General features: G+C 56.9%; 13 protein-coding genes. 5 read left to right on the top strand and 8 right to left on the bottom strand.

The features are described from left to right. Positions 1-88: 88 nt before the first annotated feature. From yhdP to AC3EMD_RS02370, 8 genes are all read right to left on the bottom strand, one after another. Entirely contained in the window at positions 89-3,886 is a 3,798-nt protein-coding gene (gene yhdP, locus AC3EMD_RS02405; RefSeq protein WP_110203993.1) for an AsmA2 domain-containing protein YhdP, read from the bottom strand. A gap of 37 nt (positions 3,887-3,923) precedes the next feature. Then, positions 3,924-5,393 carry a ribonuclease G gene (rng, locus tag AC3EMD_RS02400; RefSeq protein WP_008806687.1) on the bottom strand — a complete coding sequence of 490 codons (1,470 nt, stop codon included), beginning with the start codon at positions 5,391-5,393 and terminating at the stop codon, positions 3,924-3,926. 2 nt (positions 5,394-5,395) lie between these two features. Next, positions 5,396-5,977, bottom strand: a complete 582-nt coding sequence (locus AC3EMD_RS02395; RefSeq protein ID WP_008806688.1) for a Maf family protein — start codon at positions 5,975-5,977, stop codon at positions 5,396-5,398. 7 nt (positions 5,978-5,984) lie between these two features. Further along, a complete protein-coding gene (gene mreD, locus AC3EMD_RS02390) occupies positions 5,985-6,473 on the bottom strand; it encodes a rod shape-determining protein MreD (protein WP_008806689.1) in 489 nt (162 codons plus the stop codon). Then, positions 6,473-7,465: a rod shape-determining protein MreC gene (gene mreC, locus AC3EMD_RS02385; protein ID WP_008806690.1), complete on the bottom strand. Its 993-nt coding sequence runs from the start codon at positions 7,463-7,465 to the stop codon at positions 6,473-6,475. The genes mreD and mreC overlap by 1 nt, the downstream gene beginning before the upstream one ends. A 70-nt stretch (positions 7,466-7,535) precedes the next feature. Continuing rightward, positions 7,536-8,579 carry a rod shape-determining protein MreB gene (gene mreB, locus AC3EMD_RS02380; protein WP_002918653.1) on the bottom strand — a complete coding sequence of 348 codons (1,044 nt, stop codon included), beginning with the start codon at positions 8,577-8,579 and terminating at the stop codon, positions 7,536-7,538. A gap of 305 nt (positions 8,580-8,884) precedes the next feature. Next, positions 8,885-10,825 (bottom strand): RNase E specificity factor CsrD, encoded by a 1,941-nt coding sequence (gene csrD, locus AC3EMD_RS02375; RefSeq protein WP_008806692.1) that lies wholly within the window; start codon positions 10,823-10,825, stop codon positions 8,885-8,887. Positions 10,826-10,904: 79 nt separating this feature from the next. Further along, complete coding sequence (locus AC3EMD_RS02370) at positions 10,905-11,096, bottom strand: hypothetical protein (RefSeq protein WP_032691257.1); 192 nt, start codon at positions 11,094-11,096, stop codon at positions 10,905-10,907. Between the two features lie 228 nt (positions 11,097-11,324). On the opposite strand from AC3EMD_RS02370, the gene msrP reads away from it, so the two are divergent. The 5 genes from msrP (at position 11,325) to accC (ending at position 15,460) form a co-directional block, all read left to right on the top strand. Next, a complete protein-coding gene (gene msrP, locus AC3EMD_RS02365) occupies positions 11,325-12,326 on the top strand; it encodes a protein-methionine-sulfoxide reductase catalytic subunit MsrP (RefSeq protein WP_012540448.1) in 1,002 nt (333 codons plus the stop codon). Beyond that, complete coding sequence (gene msrQ, locus AC3EMD_RS02360) at positions 12,326-12,925, top strand: protein-methionine-sulfoxide reductase heme-binding subunit MsrQ (protein ID WP_110203992.1); 600 nt, start codon at positions 12,326-12,328, stop codon at positions 12,923-12,925. Before msrP ends, msrQ begins: the two co-directional genes overlap by 1 nt. Positions 12,926-13,157: 232 nt before the next feature. After that, the gene (aroQ, locus tag AC3EMD_RS02355) at positions 13,158-13,610 is read left to right on the top strand and encodes a type II 3-dehydroquinate dehydratase (protein ID WP_012540446.1); all 453 of its coding nucleotides are present in this window, start codon (positions 13,158-13,160) and stop codon (positions 13,608-13,610) included. Positions 13,611-13,632: 22 nt separating this feature from the next. Next, positions 13,633-14,100 carry an acetyl-CoA carboxylase biotin carboxyl carrier protein gene (gene accB / locus AC3EMD_RS02350; protein WP_008806696.1) on the top strand — a complete coding sequence of 156 codons (468 nt, stop codon included), beginning with the start codon at positions 13,633-13,635 and terminating at the stop codon, positions 14,098-14,100. 10 nt (positions 14,101-14,110) lie between these two features. Continuing rightward, positions 14,111-15,460 carry an acetyl-CoA carboxylase biotin carboxylase subunit gene (gene accC / locus AC3EMD_RS02345; RefSeq protein WP_008806697.1) on the top strand — a complete coding sequence of 450 codons (1,350 nt, stop codon included), beginning with the start codon at positions 14,111-14,113 and terminating at the stop codon, positions 15,458-15,460. Positions 15,461-15,506: the final 46 nt, after the last annotated feature.

Here is a 15,506-nt window from a genome sequence, read left to right as displayed (position 1 = left end):
CGTTATGCTACTCGTTTGTTGCCGCCTGACAGGCGGAAATACAGAAGGCGATCTATTGAGATTGCGGCAATTCCCGGCAATCGTCAAATCATTGCTTTTTGTTGCTACGCGCCTGGCGCAGCACCTCATTGATCTGCGGCTGGTCAATCGGACCAGTAATGCGATAGCGCAGAATCGAGACTTTGTTCCACAGCGGGCCCAGCACCTTGCTGGCGGCAAACACCGCCGCGCCGACGATAGGGTTGACGGCAAAAGCCGCCGCCACGCCGACGGTCGCAGAGATCTCCGGCGCCACCACCGCCTGCAGATCCAGCCGGCGACGCACCAAATCGACCGAACCTTTCATGGCAATATCCGCTTCCAGGCCATCCACCAGCGTATCGTCGGTATGCAGCACGCCATCCTTGATCCATGCCGTACTGTTAATCGAGTCGAAGTAAAAGCCCTCGCTGAAGGTATCGCTAAAGTCGAAGCGCAGCTTACGCAGCAGGGCATCAACGCTCAGCAAACGCAGCAGCTGGCCAGCGTGTCCAGTACTCAGGTCGGTAAACTGTCCCTTGCCGAGGTGGCTTTTAATGATCCCATTGAGCGATGCGACATCGGGCGACCAGGGCGGCGCGCGCCAGTGCAGATCATAGTCGATGTCAAACGGCGAATCCTTCACCGGCGTGGAAACGCCGAAGAAACTGGCAAACTCATCCGTTTTATTGCCATGCAGTTTGCCTTTCAGCGACGTGCGTACACCGGTCGGCGCGCTGACCCAGACGCCATCGGTCGTCAGTCGGCCAAACCCGGTATCCACCAGACCATTGGAGAGCGTTAAGGTATCGCCCTTAATCGCCACATCGCCGTCGATACGGCCATATTTTTGCCCCCACAACCAGCATTCCGCACAGCGCAGCTGCAGATCGGGCCAGCCGTGGAAATCCAGCCGCGTCTCTGCCTGCGGGGCTGCGTTCTTCTCACCGGTCTGGCCATTGGCGCTGGTCGGGTTGAAATAGAGATAACGCACATTCGCCAGCCAGGGCGCATTGTCGCGCATCGTGAGGGTAGCGTTGATTTCACGCCCCTGCGCCTCGACCTGCGAGCCGCCGGCGACCGGCTGCGACATCAGACTGACGTTGTTCCACTGTTGACCGGCAAGCGCCAGCGACGGCGTACGCAGCACAATGCGCTGGGGAAAGAGTATGGTGCTGCTGACTTCATTCGCCGCCCCGTTTTGAAAGAGCGCCAGCCATTGAGCGCCATCCATCGGTGGCAAATTGAGTTCAACCCCAGGCTGGTCAGGCAGCGGAGAGAGCCCCTTGCTGTCCGAAGTAAGGATTGCCCGATCCAACGTCAGCTTATGGTTCAGCAACCAGCGGCTGTTGATATGATTCTTCGCGCCGACGGAGCCGGTCAGGTCGAAGCTGCTCAAACCGCCGGCGACGTTAATTTTGATCGGCATCGGCTCTCCAGCGGGCTTATTGACCGGCGAAGGTAAGTGACTGCTCACATTCTTGAGGTCGCCGTTGATATCAACCTTATAGCTGGCGTTACCATGGTACGGCAGTTCGATAGCGACCTTGCCCTCCCACGGCACGCTGCCGCTCAGCGACTCGTTGACGGCTTTTGGCAGCAACCCGGTATGCGATGGCTGCCAGTTGGCGTTCATCCCGACGTCCACCAGAAACGCTTTTTCGCCCTCCCGGGTGGAAAAATTGAGATTCAGCGGCTGATGAAACCAGGTCGCGCTCAACGTTTCGCTATTGAGATCGCCATTCACGAAGCTGAAATTCCCGCTCAGGTTTTGCAGAGTGGTGTCTAACGGCTTGATAAACAGACTGTTATTCTGCAGACGCACATCGCCTTTCGCGGTGGTCATTTCGCCATCTAAAGGGATGTTAAGATGTAAGCGAGCGCTCACATCCCCGTCCAGCTGCAGGGAATCCAGCGCCGCTCCCAGGGTCTCTTTCAGCGGCGTGGTGTTGAAATAAGGTCCCACCTCTTTGCCCGGGCCTTTGATATCGGCATCAATCAACAGCTTTTCAGCGGTATAGTCCGGGATCGCGGCATCGAGATTGCTGGCGGTGACATTGCCGAGCATCGCTTTATCCGCCCGCATCCACAACCCGTTATTGATGAAGTTGAGGTCGATGTTCAGCCCGGTCAGCGCCGGCCAGTCCGGCTGGAAGGCAAAAGTAGCGTTCTTCAGCGGGACATAAACCTGGAACTGCCCTTCATTGTGCGGGTAAGGGAAAAGATGCGGATTGCCGCCATACACCAGCGTCGCATCGCGAGCCTGTCCGGCTTTAATCGCGCCGCTGAGATAGTCCACCAGCGCCTTGCCCATCAGGTTTTCCGGGAAATAACGCCATGCCTGGCCACCATCATTGGTGCTGATGCCCGCCAGAATGCCCAGCCACGGATCATCTCCCTGCGGTTGCAGATAGCGGAAGCCGCCGCGGGCGCGGACACCCGTCGCCTGCACGTCAATATCGCGGCCATCAAGCATAAACCCTTTGTCGTTTTTCACCCAGCTGAGGGTGGCTTCGCCAGCGGCGATCTCCAGCGGGGCGCGGAAAACACCGGTATAAGGCATCAGCGCCTGCGTCATGCGGGCGCGCAGTTCCCCGTGCTCAACGCTGCCATTCAGACTGCCGGAAAAGTGTTCCGCTCCCGGCAGGAGTTTCCACTGCTTCCATGCCAGATCGCTCCACTGCGCCTGAAAGCGCGTTTTCTCCGTCGCCTGCAGGGGAATATCGAGCGCCAGCAGGTTGATTTTGCCGCTGGGCTGCGTGGTGCGCCAGAGCTCGCCCAGGGAAGGCGCCAGCTTATCGGCGAAGGGCTGTAATCCGCTGAGGCCGCTGAGGGTTAAGTTGCTGGCACGAATGCGTAATTCATCGCTACGCTGATGGTCGTCGCCACCGACGTCCTGCGCCGGGATCCAGGCCATCGCCAGCGCGCCGCTTGGCCAGGGTTTATCGTCGATAGCGATCCGCGTATCGGGAATGTAGAAGCCCCAGCTCTGCTTGTCGTGGGAGAGATGCGCCGTCAGGTTATCCACTGACAGGTGATGAATTTCGTCATCCCCCTGCCAGCTGGCGCCCCCTTTTTTCAGCCATACGTCACCGCTGGCCACATCGCCTTTTTCAATGGTCATCCAACCTTCAAGGCTGAAGCGGGCGCTCTTCAGAGCGATATTGTCCTGCATCCAGCGGCCGAGCCACGGTTTGACGTCAATATCGTCAGCCTGCAGCCAGACTCGCCCTTTATTCAGCAGGCCATCCTCATCGCGGAGATCCATCCGCACCTGCATCACGCCATGCTGGCCGGTGAGACTGGAGAGGCTAAGCTGCCCCTCGGCGCGGTGACGGTTCCTGCCGTTAAGCCAGGTCAGCTGCGGGACTGCCAGCTCCGCCCGCTGACCGGAAATGGTCAGGAAGCTCAGATGGCTGTCGCGCAGGGTAAAGTGGTCGAACTGACGTAAAAAGAGATCGCTGATGCGGTCGGTTTTCAGGCTTTCGCCGCCGTCATTGGTCTGAATAGGGGTGTTGGTATGAACCTGCAGCTGCCAGAAGGTAAGATCGCGGAACTGCCAGCGCATATGCAGCAAACTCTGCCAGACGTCCAGCGCCAGGGTCACGCGCTTCACCGCCATTTTGCCGCCGTCTTTCAGCCCGACCTGAATATCACGGACATCTAACGTCGGACCAAAATTTTGCCAGCTGGCGGTGATCTGCGAGGCATCCACCGGCGTGCCGGTAAGTGTGGAAATCTTCTCCAGCAGCTGCGGACGCCAGGCGTCAAGCTGCGGCAACACGAGACGCAAGCCACTCACCAGCAGCGCGACGATAACAATCAATGTTGCCACGGTGAGCAATAAAATCCCGGGCAGTCGCCTCACGCCTCTCTCCTTGTCAGCCGCACAATGACGCGGTGTCTTACATCATAACCACATCGAACTGCTCTTGATTATAGAGCGGCTCAATTTGTACCTTGACCTGCTTGCCGACAAAGATTTCCACTTCCGCCAGCGCGTGCGACTCTTCCCCTTTCAGGGTTTCCGCCACCGCAGGGGAAGCATAGACCAGGAAGCGATCGGAATCATAAGCATGATGTACGCGGACGATCTCACGCATAATCTCATAGCATACCGTTTCAACCGACTTTACCGTTCCGCGTCCGTGGCAGGTCGGGCACTCGTTGCACAGCACATGCTCCACGCTTTCACGCGTGCGCTTGCGGGTCATCTCCACCAGTCCCAGCTGCGAGAAGCCATTGATGCTGGTTTTCACCCGATCTTTACTCAGCGCCTGCTCTAAGGAGTGCAGTACCCGTCGACGATGGTCTTCATTGTTCATGTCAATGAAATCAATGATGATAATGCCGCCGAGGTTACGCAAACGTAGCTGGCGGGCTATCGCCTGGGTGGCTTCGATATTGGTATTGAAGATAGTATCGTCAAGATTCCGGTGCCCGACAAACGCCCCGGTATTGATATCAATGGTGGTCATCGCCTCGGTCTGGTCGATGATCAGGTAGCCCCCGGACTTCAGCTCAACCTTACGCTCCAGCGCGCGCTGAATTTCGTTCTCCACATCAAAGAGATCGAAAATCGGCTGGCGGCCGCTGTAGTGTTCCAGCTTGCTGGTCATTTCCGGGATATATTCAGCGGTGAACTCAAGCAACGCCTCGTAGGTCAGGCGAGAGTCGACGCGAATACGGTCGAGATGCGCATCGGCAAAATCACGCAGCACGCGCTGTGCCAGGGCCAGCTCACCGTACAGCTGATAACGGGTCTGGTTGCGCTTTTTGCGCTCCATCACCTTGGTCCAGACGCGCTTCAGATAGGCGGCATCGGCGGCCATTTCCTGCTCGTGAACCCCTTCCGCAGCGGTGCGAATGATAAATCCGCCCTGCTCGTCGCAGTAATCTGCGACAACCTTTTTCAACCGCTCACGCTCGGCTTCGCTTTCAATGCGTTGGGATACTCCCACATGGGAGGCGCCTGGCATAAACACCAGATAACGGGAAGGCAGGGTGATATCCGTGGTCAGACGCGCGCCTTTGGTGCCCAGCGGATCTTTGACCACCTGGACCATCAGGTCCTGGCCCTGGCGCACCAGCTCCGAAATATCGCGTACGGTAAACTGCTTTTGCTCCTCACCAGCGACACATTCGGTATGCGGCATGATATCGGAGGCGTGGAGGAACGCCGCCTTATCGAGACCAATATCTACAAAAGCCGCCTGCATTCCCGGCAGCACTCGGCTAACACGACCTTTGTAGATATTGCCTACTATTCCGCGTCGCGCTTCACGCTCAATATGGATTTCCTGCAGAATACCGCCATCGATATACGCGACGCGCGTTTCGGATGGCGTTACGTTAACTAATAATTCAGCCGTCATCTTTATCCCTTTTCTTTACGCAGTGAGTTAAAGTTACTGAGCAACTCATACGTTTCCACCAGCGGTAAGCCGACTACGGCGTGATAGCTGCCATTAATCTTCCTGACGAAGCAACCACCCAACCCTTGAATACCGTATGCACCTGCTTTATCTAAAGGCTCGCCGCTGGCCACATATTCGGCGATATCCTGCTCGCTAAGCAGCCGGAAGGTCACGTCCGTGACCACCAGACAGTCCAGCGTCTGCTGCGTATCTGCCAGCGCCACCGCCGTCATTACCTGATGCGTTTGGCCGGAAAGCAGACGCAGCATTGCTGCAGCGTGTTCAGCGTCGCGCGGTTTCTCCAGCACTTCGCCGTTAAGAATGACAATCGTATCCGCCCCCAGCACCGGCAAATCGCGCGATGCCATCGCCACCCCGGCCTGCGCTTTTTCGCGCGCCAGGCGGACAACATAGTGCTCGGCGCTCTCCTGCGGCTGGCGCTGTTCCTCAATACCGGGAACCAGACGCTCGAAAGTGAGACCAAGCTGAGTCAGCAGTTCCTGCCGACGCGGGGAACCTGAAGCAAGATACAGAGTTGTCATATCAACCTTATTGCACTGCAAATTGCTGACGCACTTTGCGCATCAGCAGGAAGAGCCATGGCCAGAGGACACCGTTTACTACACTACTCCAGAATACTTCCGGACGGAAAGAGACGTTGATCACTAAAAACTCTGCCCAGAAAACAATGATATCCACGGCCAGGGATAACAGCATGACCACCAGCGCTTGTTGCCACAGCGCCAGGTTACGGAACAGCTGATATTTCAGCGCGACCAGATAGGCGATAATGCTTAAGGACAGGGCGCGAACGCCCAGCGTCGAGCCGCTAATGAGATCAAGAATAGCCCCCATCACGAAGCCCGTCCCCACATTCACCCGATGCGGCAGGGCGAGGATCCAGTACAGCAGGATCAATAATACCCAGTTGGGCCGGAAAACGCTGATGTCCGCCGGCCAGGGCATAATTTGCAGCAATAGCGCGATAAGAAACGAGAGCCAGATAACCCAGCGTCCCTGGCTACGATAACTTGCCACTATTGCCCCCCTGCAGGCAGAGACGGCTGCGATGGCGTCAGCCCGGTGGCTGGCGCCGGCATCTGCGGCCCCATGGCATCCGGCGCAGGCAGCACCTGCGGCATCATCTGCATCAGGCGCTCGTTAGCCACGCGATGGACCTCTTCCGGGGTCATCGGGTTGGCGCCATTGCGATCGGCGCCCCACAGCAGCAGCAGATAGCGCAAGCGCTGTAGCCCGGCCGTCGGACGCGCCTGAATCACGGTATAGGCGCGCTGAGTGTCCAGCTTCACCGAGGAGACCACCCCGACCGGATACCCTTCCGGGAAGCGGCCGCCGAGGCCAGAGGTCACCAGCACATCGCCGACGCGAATATCGGTATTCGCCGGCAGATGCTCAAGCTGGAGATCGTCAGTACAGCCGTTACCGGCGGCAATCACGCGAATGTCGTTACGCAGGACCTGGATCGGCAGCGCATGGGTGGCATCGCAGATCAGCAACACCCGGCTGGTCATTTTCGCCACGGCCACGACCTGCCCCACCACGCCTTTATCGCTGATAACCGGCTGGCCTTCGTAAACACCGTTCACGCTGCCCTTATCAATAACCACCTGATCGCTGTAGGGGTCGTTGACCGTTGAGATGACCTGCGTCACCATTTTTTGTTCATCCTGGCGCAGCGGCGAGCCAAGCAGTTCACGCAGACGTGCGTTCTCCTGCTTGTACTGGCCCAGCATCAGCAGATCGCTGTTTTTCAGCAACAGTTCCTGACGCAGCGCGCGGTTTTCCAGTTCGAGCTGATCGCGAGTCGCCAGCGTTTGCGATACGCTGTCGAGGAGTTCCCGGGGACCATTAGAGACAAAGTAGAAAGGGCTGACGGCTGTATCCATGTACGTTCTGATTTGACTGAACGTACCCAGGCGGCTGTCGGCGATAATGACGCCAAGCGCCACCAGCACCGCCAGAATAAGGCGAATCTGTAGCGAGGGGCCACGGCTAAAAATTGGCTTCATAGGCTATGCGTATTCTCGTGTCAGTAAAGACCAGGGGCAGCCGCTAAGCCACCCCAGACCTTCAGGCTGACTACTCTTCGCTAAACAGGTCGCCGCCGTGCATGTCGATCATTTCCAGCGCCTTGCCGCCGCCACGCGCTACACAGGTCAGCGGATCTTCAGCAACCACGACTGGAATACCGGTTTCTTCCATTAACAGACGGTCCAGGTTGCGCAGCAGCGCACCACCGCCGGTAAGAACCATCCCGCGCTCGGAGATATCAGAAGCCAGTTCCGGCGGGCACTGCTCCAGAGCAACCATGACCGCACTCACGATGCCGGTCAGCGGCTCCTGCAGCGCTTCAAGAATTTCGTTGGAATTCAGGGTAAAGCCGCGTGGTACGCCTTCCGCCAAGTTACGGCCGCGAACTTCGATTTCACGCACTTCATCGCCCGGGTAAGCCGAACCGATTTCGTGTTTGATACGCTCAGCGGTCGCTTCACCGATCAGGGAGCCGTAGTTACGACGCACGTAATTAATCACGGCTTCGTCGAAACGGTCGCCGCCGATACGCACGGAAGAAGAGTAGACCACGCCGTTCAGGGAGATAACCGCGACTTCGGTAGTACCGCCGCCGATATCGACAACCATAGAACCGGTCGCTTCAGAAACCGGTAAGCCTGCGCCAATCGCTGCCGCCATCGGCTCTTCGATCAGGAAGACTTCACGAGCGCCAGCGCCCTGCGCGGATTCACGGATCGCACGACGCTCAACCTGGGTGGCGCCAACCGGTACGCACACCAGCACGCGCGGGCTCGGGCGCATAAAGCTGTTGCTGTGCACTTGTTTGATAAAGTGCTGCAGCATCTTTTCCGTCACGAAGAAGTCAGCGATGACGCCGTCCTTCATCGGGCGAATCGCCGCGATATTACCCGGGGTACGGCCGAGCATCTGCTTCGCTTCATGACCTACGGCGGCGACGCTTTTCGGCGATCCGGCACGATCCTGACGAATGGCCACCACGGAAGGCTCATTCAATACGATGCCTTGTCCTTTTACGTAAATAAGGGTATTCGCGGTACCCAGGTCAATGGACAGGTCATTGGAAAACATGCCACGAAATTTTTTTAACATACTAAGGGATAATCCTGAAAGCTGGGGCGGAAAACAAAATCCGCTTACTTTACCAACCACACGCAGCAGCGACAAGGCGCAAAAATCACCTGCTGCGGTGAAAATTAGTGCAGTTCATTTCCTTTGTTACAAATTTTTCCGACTCCGTTCATTGCTGAAATCTTCAGCAGCGCTCCACGCCTGAATTTGTAACCTGTCAAAGGAGGGTCACTGGCATTTACATTGCGATGATCCGGCGAGTAGACAAGCACACCCCCTTCACGATGGCGCGCGTTATTCTACGTGAAATCACGCTAAACGGCAGATCAAACCGAGTATCTTTGCGAATATTTTTTCACATTTGTGTCAAGTGGCTGTGAGGCCGCAAAAAATTCCCCCTGACCGCCTGTGACACCGCATTGGGACAGCACTAACCACTCGCTGCGGCTGCGTACGCCCGTCGCAAAAACTTGCATAGGCATGCCTTTGCAGGCTTCCACCAGACTTTGCACCAGCAGCTGGTTCTCACTGCGCTTTTCAATGTTGCGCGCCAGCCCAGGATGCAGTTTGATCAACTCCGCATCCAGCTGCTTGATCCAGCTGGTTCCCACCAGGGTTAGTCCCGCCTGAACGACCGCCACCCGAACGCCCAGGGCGTTAACCAACCGCATAACCGGCTGCAGACGGCCGATATATTGACAAACATCTGCCTCCGCAAGTTCAAAAATAATCCGCTGACGCTGCGATTTTTCACACTGCATTAAGGCATCGCGCAGCCAGCGCTGAAAACGGGGACGGATCAGCGACTCCACCGACAGCTGTAACGCCAGGTTTTCCTCAGGCCAGAAGCCTAAAAATGGCAGCAGGCGCGTCACCTGCAGGCGGTCATACTCCTCCGCCAGACCAAACTGCAGCACCATCGGCATGTACTCGGCGGCGATCACCTCTTCTTTACCGTCGTACATCCGCGACATCAGTTCACGGTGATGCACCCGGCCATCGCGGGTAACGGCAGGTTTTTGGTACAACCGCGGTCCCCCGCGGCTCAGCATCTGTTCGATCAGCGTCCGCCAGCGAACGTTGCCGCGACCTTTCTCAGGAAGGGTGTCATCGTAAACCGACCAACTATTGCTACCCTGCAGCACCGCGTTGCGCGTTGCCGCTTCCGCGTGCTCCATCACCTGCGCTGTCGATTGCCCGCTGCGGAAAGCACAGATCCCGATATGCATCATATCGTCGCGATCGAGAATGCGCGTCGGCGGCAGTGCGTCCATGGCCTTCAGCAACAGCCCGGCGATACTATCCGCCTCTTTTAACGTGCGGTGCGGCAGCAGCACGGCGAAGTCGCTACGGTGATAGCGCGCCAGTAGCGCGCCGGGATAACGCATAATAAAGGTAGAGAGCAGGTTGATAAGCGTGAAGTAATGCTCTTCGGCGGCCGCCCGTCCCCAGTTGTCCCGTAGCAGATCGAACTCCGGCAGACGGATCATCATGACGATGCCGTAGGCGCCCACTTTCTCCTGGTCTTCCAGCAGCGTGGCCAGCTGATTATCAAAGAACAGGCGGTTATTCAGGCCCGTTTTAGAATCCTGTGCCGCATAGGAGCGAATCAGCGTATCCATACGGCTGCGCTGATCGCTGGCGAATTGCAGCTCCGACAGCAGCATATCCAGCGCGCTGCTGGTGCTGGCTGGCCATTCATAGACCGATCCGCGCACCTGCGGCCCGCGCTCGCCGCTCAGGATGCGCGTGGAACGCAGCTCAAGCAGCTCCTGACCAGCCAGCTGGCGGCGGATCCAGCGGACGGCGAAGAAAATAATCACCACCATAAAGCCGATGGAGATCGACAACGGGGCCGTGATCGACAGCGAGCGGAAATAGTTCACCATTGGGTCAACGTAGACCAGATGCAGAGTGATACCGGGGTGTTTAAGCGACGGGACCGTGATCTCACGGAATTGCTCATGGCTGCCAAGCGGGCGGTAGCTGTCGGTTCGGGAGTGGCTGTAGAGTGGTTTGCCGTTAAGCATGAAATCGATATGCACGATCTCGATCGGCGTCATCAGCTCATCCAGCTGCGGCTCAAGCTGATCAAAAGAGGTGGTGATGAGCCGGTTATCCAGCATGGTCGCCACCGCCTGAACCCGGTTTTCGACCTTGTTCTCAATGCCGTTATAAAAACTCAGCGAAGCGCCAATCAGCGTGACAAAGATGGTCAGGCTAGTTAGCAGCGTGATAAAGGCTGAGAACTTCGTCGTTAATCGCATCCCTGTGTTAACTCCGCGAGTGAATGACTGCCCGATGAACCATCAGGCTCCCGTGCTGGCGCGCGCCTTGCCGCTAGCATTAACCTTTTAAAGCGCGACGCATACTATCAAAGATGGCGAGTCTGGCAATGGAATGCGTATTATCGGCGAAAGTATGCCGATAGCGAGTATAGTCGGCAGAAAAAATTTGCCAATCATTGCCCGCCTGCGGCCTGCGCCAGAAGCGCTTTAATTTTAGACGCAGGATGGCAAACCCGCGCCAGCGACGCAAATTATTACCGGTTTACCGTCTGGCCAGCTTACCGCCCTCTTTTCCCTGCTAAAGATGCCGGGTCATGCGCGGTAAAGGAAACGTCTTGCGCCACTTTCCGATGATTCCTGGACGACCGCGCCTCTGCTTCGGCGGCAGCTCCTCATCCTAATCTGCAATTTTTCGTGACATATTCGCGATAAATCGTCGTCTCCGTCATGCTTAGGGAAACGCATGACGGAGGACACCATGAAAAGAAAAAAACTGACGGAAGCCGACGTCACGGCCGAATCCGTTTTTATGCTCAAGCGGCGCCAGGTGCTGAAAATGCTGGGTATCAGCGCGACGGCGCTTTCGCTTCCCGCCGCCGCGCAGGCCGATCTGCTGGACTGGTTTAAAGGAAATGACCGCCCGCCGGCCCCGGCGGGCAAGGCCCTGGACTTTGCTAAACCCGCCGAGTGGCAGGCTAATCTGACGCTCACCCCGGAAGATAAGGTCGCCGGTTACAATAACTTTTATGAATTCGGCCTCGATAAAGCCGACCCGGCGGCGAACGCAGGTAGCCTGCGCACCGATCCCTGGACACTGACCATCGGCGGTGAAGTGGCGAAGCCGCTGACCCTTGACCATGACGATCTGACCAAACGCTTTCCGCTGGAGGAGCGCATTTACCGTATGCGCTGCGTGGAGGCCTGGTCGATGGTCGTTCCCTGGGTCGGTTTCCCGCTGCATAAACTGTTGGCGCTGGTGGAACCCACCAGCAACGCGCGCTATGTCGCCTTCAAAACCCTTTACGCCCCGGATCAAATGCCCGGGCAGAAAGATCGTTTTATCGGCGGGGGACTTGCTTATCCTTACGTGGAAGGGTTGCGGCTTGACGAAGCCATGCACCCCTTGACGCTGCTTACCGTCGGCGTGTATGGCAAAGCGCTGCCGCCGCAGAACGGCGCGCCGATCCGCCTGACCGTGCCGTGGAAGTACGGTTTTAAAGGCATTAAATCCATCGTCAGCATTGAGCTGACGCGCGAGCAGCCGCCGACCACCTGGAATCTGGCGGCGCCGGACGAATACGGCTTCTTTGCCAACGTTAATCCCCATGTCGATCATCCCCGCTGGTCGCAGGCCAGCGAGCGGTTCATCGGCTCAGGCGGTGTGCTCGATGTGAAACGTCAGCCGACGTTGCTGTTTAACGGCTATGCCGACGAGGTGGCCTCACTGTATCGTGGTATGAACTTGCGGGAGAACTTCTAGTGCGTTTCACCGTCAAACAGATCGCGTGGTTGAAAGTCTTCCTCCACCTGGTGGGGTTTTTACCGCTGGTCTGGTTGTTCTGGGCCGGGCATCAGGGCTACTTTAGCGCCGATCCGGCCAAGGATATCCAGCACTTTACCGGCAGGATGGCGCTTAAATTTCTGCTGGCGACTCTGCTGGTCGCCCCGCTGGCGCGCTATGCAAAGCAGCCATTATTGATTCGCATTCGCCGCCTGTTAGGTTTATGGTGTTTTGCCTGGGCGACGCTGCACCTGACCAGCTACACCTTGCTGGAGCTGGGCATTAACAATCTGGCGCTGCTGGGCTCGGAGATTATCAATCGCCCCTATCTGACGTTAGGCATGATCTGCTGGGTGATCCTGCTGGCGCTGGCGGCGACTTCGACGCAGGCGATGCAGCGAAAACTGGGCCGTCGTTGGCAACTTTTGCACAATTTCGTCTATCTGGTGGCGATCCTCGCGCCGATTCACTACCTGTGGTCAGTGAAGATCGTCTCGCCGCAGCCCATCATTTATGCCCTGCTGGCGGTGGTGCTTTTGGCATGCCGTTATAAGAAGTTCCGCCAGTGGTGGCGCTGAATCCGGTAATGTGCAGTTTCCCGCAGATCTTTTATCAACCGCGACTCTTTTTACGATAGCGGTTGATAATCTTCCCTGATAAGACCAGTATTTAGCTGCCAATTGCTACGAAATCGTTATAATGTGCGACTTTGGTTTTCCTGACGGGGTTTTCTGACCCTGAAAAGGTGACAAGGGCGCATTGAAGGTATATGTTGTTTTTTACCCGAAGATGGCAGGAGATCGCCACACGATGGCTGACAAGTTTCACATTTTGCTTTTGAATGGTCCAAACATTAACATGCTCGGTACCCGCGAGCCTGATAAGTATGGCACCCTCTCGCTGGCTGAAATTGTTAACCGTTTGACATCTGAGGCGGCGGCGCTGAATGTGAGCCTGGATCACCTGCAGTCCAACGCGGAGTATGCGTTAATCGACCGAATTCATCAGGCTAAAGACAACGTGGACTATATCCTGATTAATCCGGCCGCGTTCGCGCATACCAGCGTAGCAATCCGTGACGCGTTGCTTGCCGTGAACATCCCGTTTATCGAGATTCACTTGAGCAACGTGCATGCACGCGAACCCTTCCGCCAGCACTCATACCTGTCAGATGTCGCCGCTGGCGTCATTTGCGGACTGGGGGCGGACGGCTATTCATACGCTTTACAGACGGCGGTAAAACGCCTGTCACAATCACACTAAACAAAGAGTACGGAACCCACTCATGGATATTCGTAAGATTAAAAAACTGATCGAGCTGGTTGAAGAATCAGGTATCTCCGAACTGGAAATTTCTGAAGGCGAAGAGTCTGTTCGCATCAGCCGCTCTGCACCGGTCGCAAGCTATCCGGTTATGCAGCAGGCTTATGCTGCACCGATGATGCAGCCTCAGGCGCCTGCCGCCGCGGCTGCCGCACCAGCTGCTGCAGCTGAAGCGCCGGCAAAAGCGGAAATCAGTGGTCACATCGTACGTTCCCCGATGGTTGGTACTTTCTATCGTACGCCAAGCCCGGACGCGAAAGCGTTTGTGGAAGTTGGCCAGAAAGTTAACGTGGGCGACACCCTGTGCATCGTCGAAGCGATGAAAATGATGAACCAGATCGAAGCCGACAAAGCCGGCGTGGTGAAAGCCATTCTGATCGAAAGCGGCCAACCGGTAGAATTCGACGAGCCGCTGGTAGTTATCGAGTAACGAGGCGAACATGCTGGATAAAATTGTCATCGCTAACCGTGGCGAGATCGCATTGCGCATCCTGCGTGCCTGTAAAGAACTGGGCATCAAGACCGTCGCTGTGCACTCCACCGCGGATCGCGATCTAAAACACGTATTGTTAGCGGATGAGACGGTCTGTATTGGCCCGGCTCCGTCCGTAAAAAGCTATCTCAACATCCCGGCTATCATCAGCGCGGCGGAAATCACCGGCGCGATAGCGATTCACCCGGGTTATGGTTTCCTCTCCGAGAACGCCAACTTTGCCGAGCAGGTTGAGCGCTCCGGCTTTATCTTCATCGGTCCGAAAGCCGACACTATCCGCCTGATGGGCGACAAAGTGTCCGCAATCACCGCGATGAAGAAAGCCGGCGTCCCGACCGTTCCAGGTTCTGACGGCCCGCTGACCGACGATATGGACGCTAACCGCGCCCATGCCAAACGCATTGGCTATCCGGTGATCATCAAGGCCTCCGGCGGCGGCGGCGGTCGCGGTATGCGCGTTGTGCGTAGCGACGCCGAACTGGCGCAGTCTATCTCTATGACCAAAGCGGAAGCGAAAGCGGCTTTCAATAACGACATGGTCTACATGGAGAAATACCTGGAAAATCCTCGCCACATCGAGATCCAGGTACTGGCGGACGGTCAGGGTAACGCTATCTATCTGGCAGAGCGTGACTGCTCCATGCAGCGTCGCCACCAGAAAGTGGTCGAGGAAGCGCCGGCGCCGGGCATCACCCCGGAACTGCGTCGCTACATCGGCGAACGTTGCGCGAAAGCCTGTGTGGATATCGGCTACCGCGGAGCGGGCACCTTCGAGTTCCTGTTCGAAAACGGCGAGTTCTACTTCATTGAAATGAACACCCGTATTCAGGTAGAACACCCGGTTACCGAAATGATCACCGGCGTTGACCTGATCAAAGAGCAGCTGCGTATTGCAGCTGGCCAGCCGCTGTCCATCAAGCAGGATGAAGTGGTCGTCAGAGGCCATGCGGTGGAATGCCGTATCAACGCCGAAGACCCGAACACCTTCCTGCCGAGCCCGGGTAAAATTACCCGCTTCCACGCGCCGGGCGGTTTTGGCGTGCGCTGGGAGTCTCATATTTACGCCGGTTACACCGTACCGCCGTACTATGACTCCATGATCGGTAAACTGATCTGCTACGGCGAAAGCCGTGACGTGGCGATTGCCCGCATGAAGAATGCGCTGCAGGAGCTGATCATCGATGGCATCAAAACCAACGTCGATCTGCAGATGCGCATTATGAGCGACGAGAACTTCCAGCATGGTGGCACTAACATCCACTATCTGGAGAAAAAGCTCGGACTGCAGGAAAAATAATCCTGTATTTGCTGCAAAAGGCCGGTTAATCCGGCCTTTTTTCTTT

The organism is Klebsiella sp. PK18 (assembly GCF_057784655.1).
The sequence above is the reverse complement of the archived record's forward strand: the minus strand, read 5'-3'. Positions and strand labels throughout refer to the sequence as shown.

What these genes read in the sequence shown, in the direction of transcription:
- rng (WP_008806687.1), bottom strand. Translation starts at nt 5,393, where the DNA reads ATGACGGCTGAATTATTAGTTAACGTAACGCCATCCGAAACGCGCGTC.
- AC3EMD_RS02395 (WP_008806688.1), bottom strand. Translation starts at nt 5,977, where the DNA reads ATGACAACTCTGTATCTTGCTTCAGGTTCCCCGCGTCGGCAGGAACTG.
- mreC (WP_008806690.1), bottom strand. Translation starts at nt 7,465, where the DNA reads ATGAAGCCAATTTTTAGCCGTGGCCCCTCGCTACAGATTCGCCTTATT.
- mreB (WP_002918653.1), bottom strand. Translation starts at nt 8,579, where the DNA reads ATGTTAAAAAAATTTCGTGGCATGTTTTCCAATGACCTGTCCATTGAC.
- csrD (WP_008806692.1), bottom strand. Translation starts at nt 10,825, where the DNA reads ATGCGATTAACGACGAAGTTCTCAGCCTTTATCACGCTGCTAACTAGC.
- msrP (WP_012540448.1), top strand. Translation starts at nt 11,325, where the DNA reads ATGAAAAGAAAAAAACTGACGGAAGCCGACGTCACGGCCGAATCCGTT.
- aroQ (WP_012540446.1), top strand. Translation starts at nt 13,158, where the DNA reads ATGGCTGACAAGTTTCACATTTTGCTTTTGAATGGTCCAAACATTAAC.
- accB (WP_008806696.1), top strand. Translation starts at nt 13,633, where the DNA reads ATGGATATTCGTAAGATTAAAAAACTGATCGAGCTGGTTGAAGAATCA.
- accC (WP_008806697.1), top strand. Translation starts at nt 14,111, where the DNA reads ATGCTGGATAAAATTGTCATCGCTAACCGTGGCGAGATCGCATTGCGC.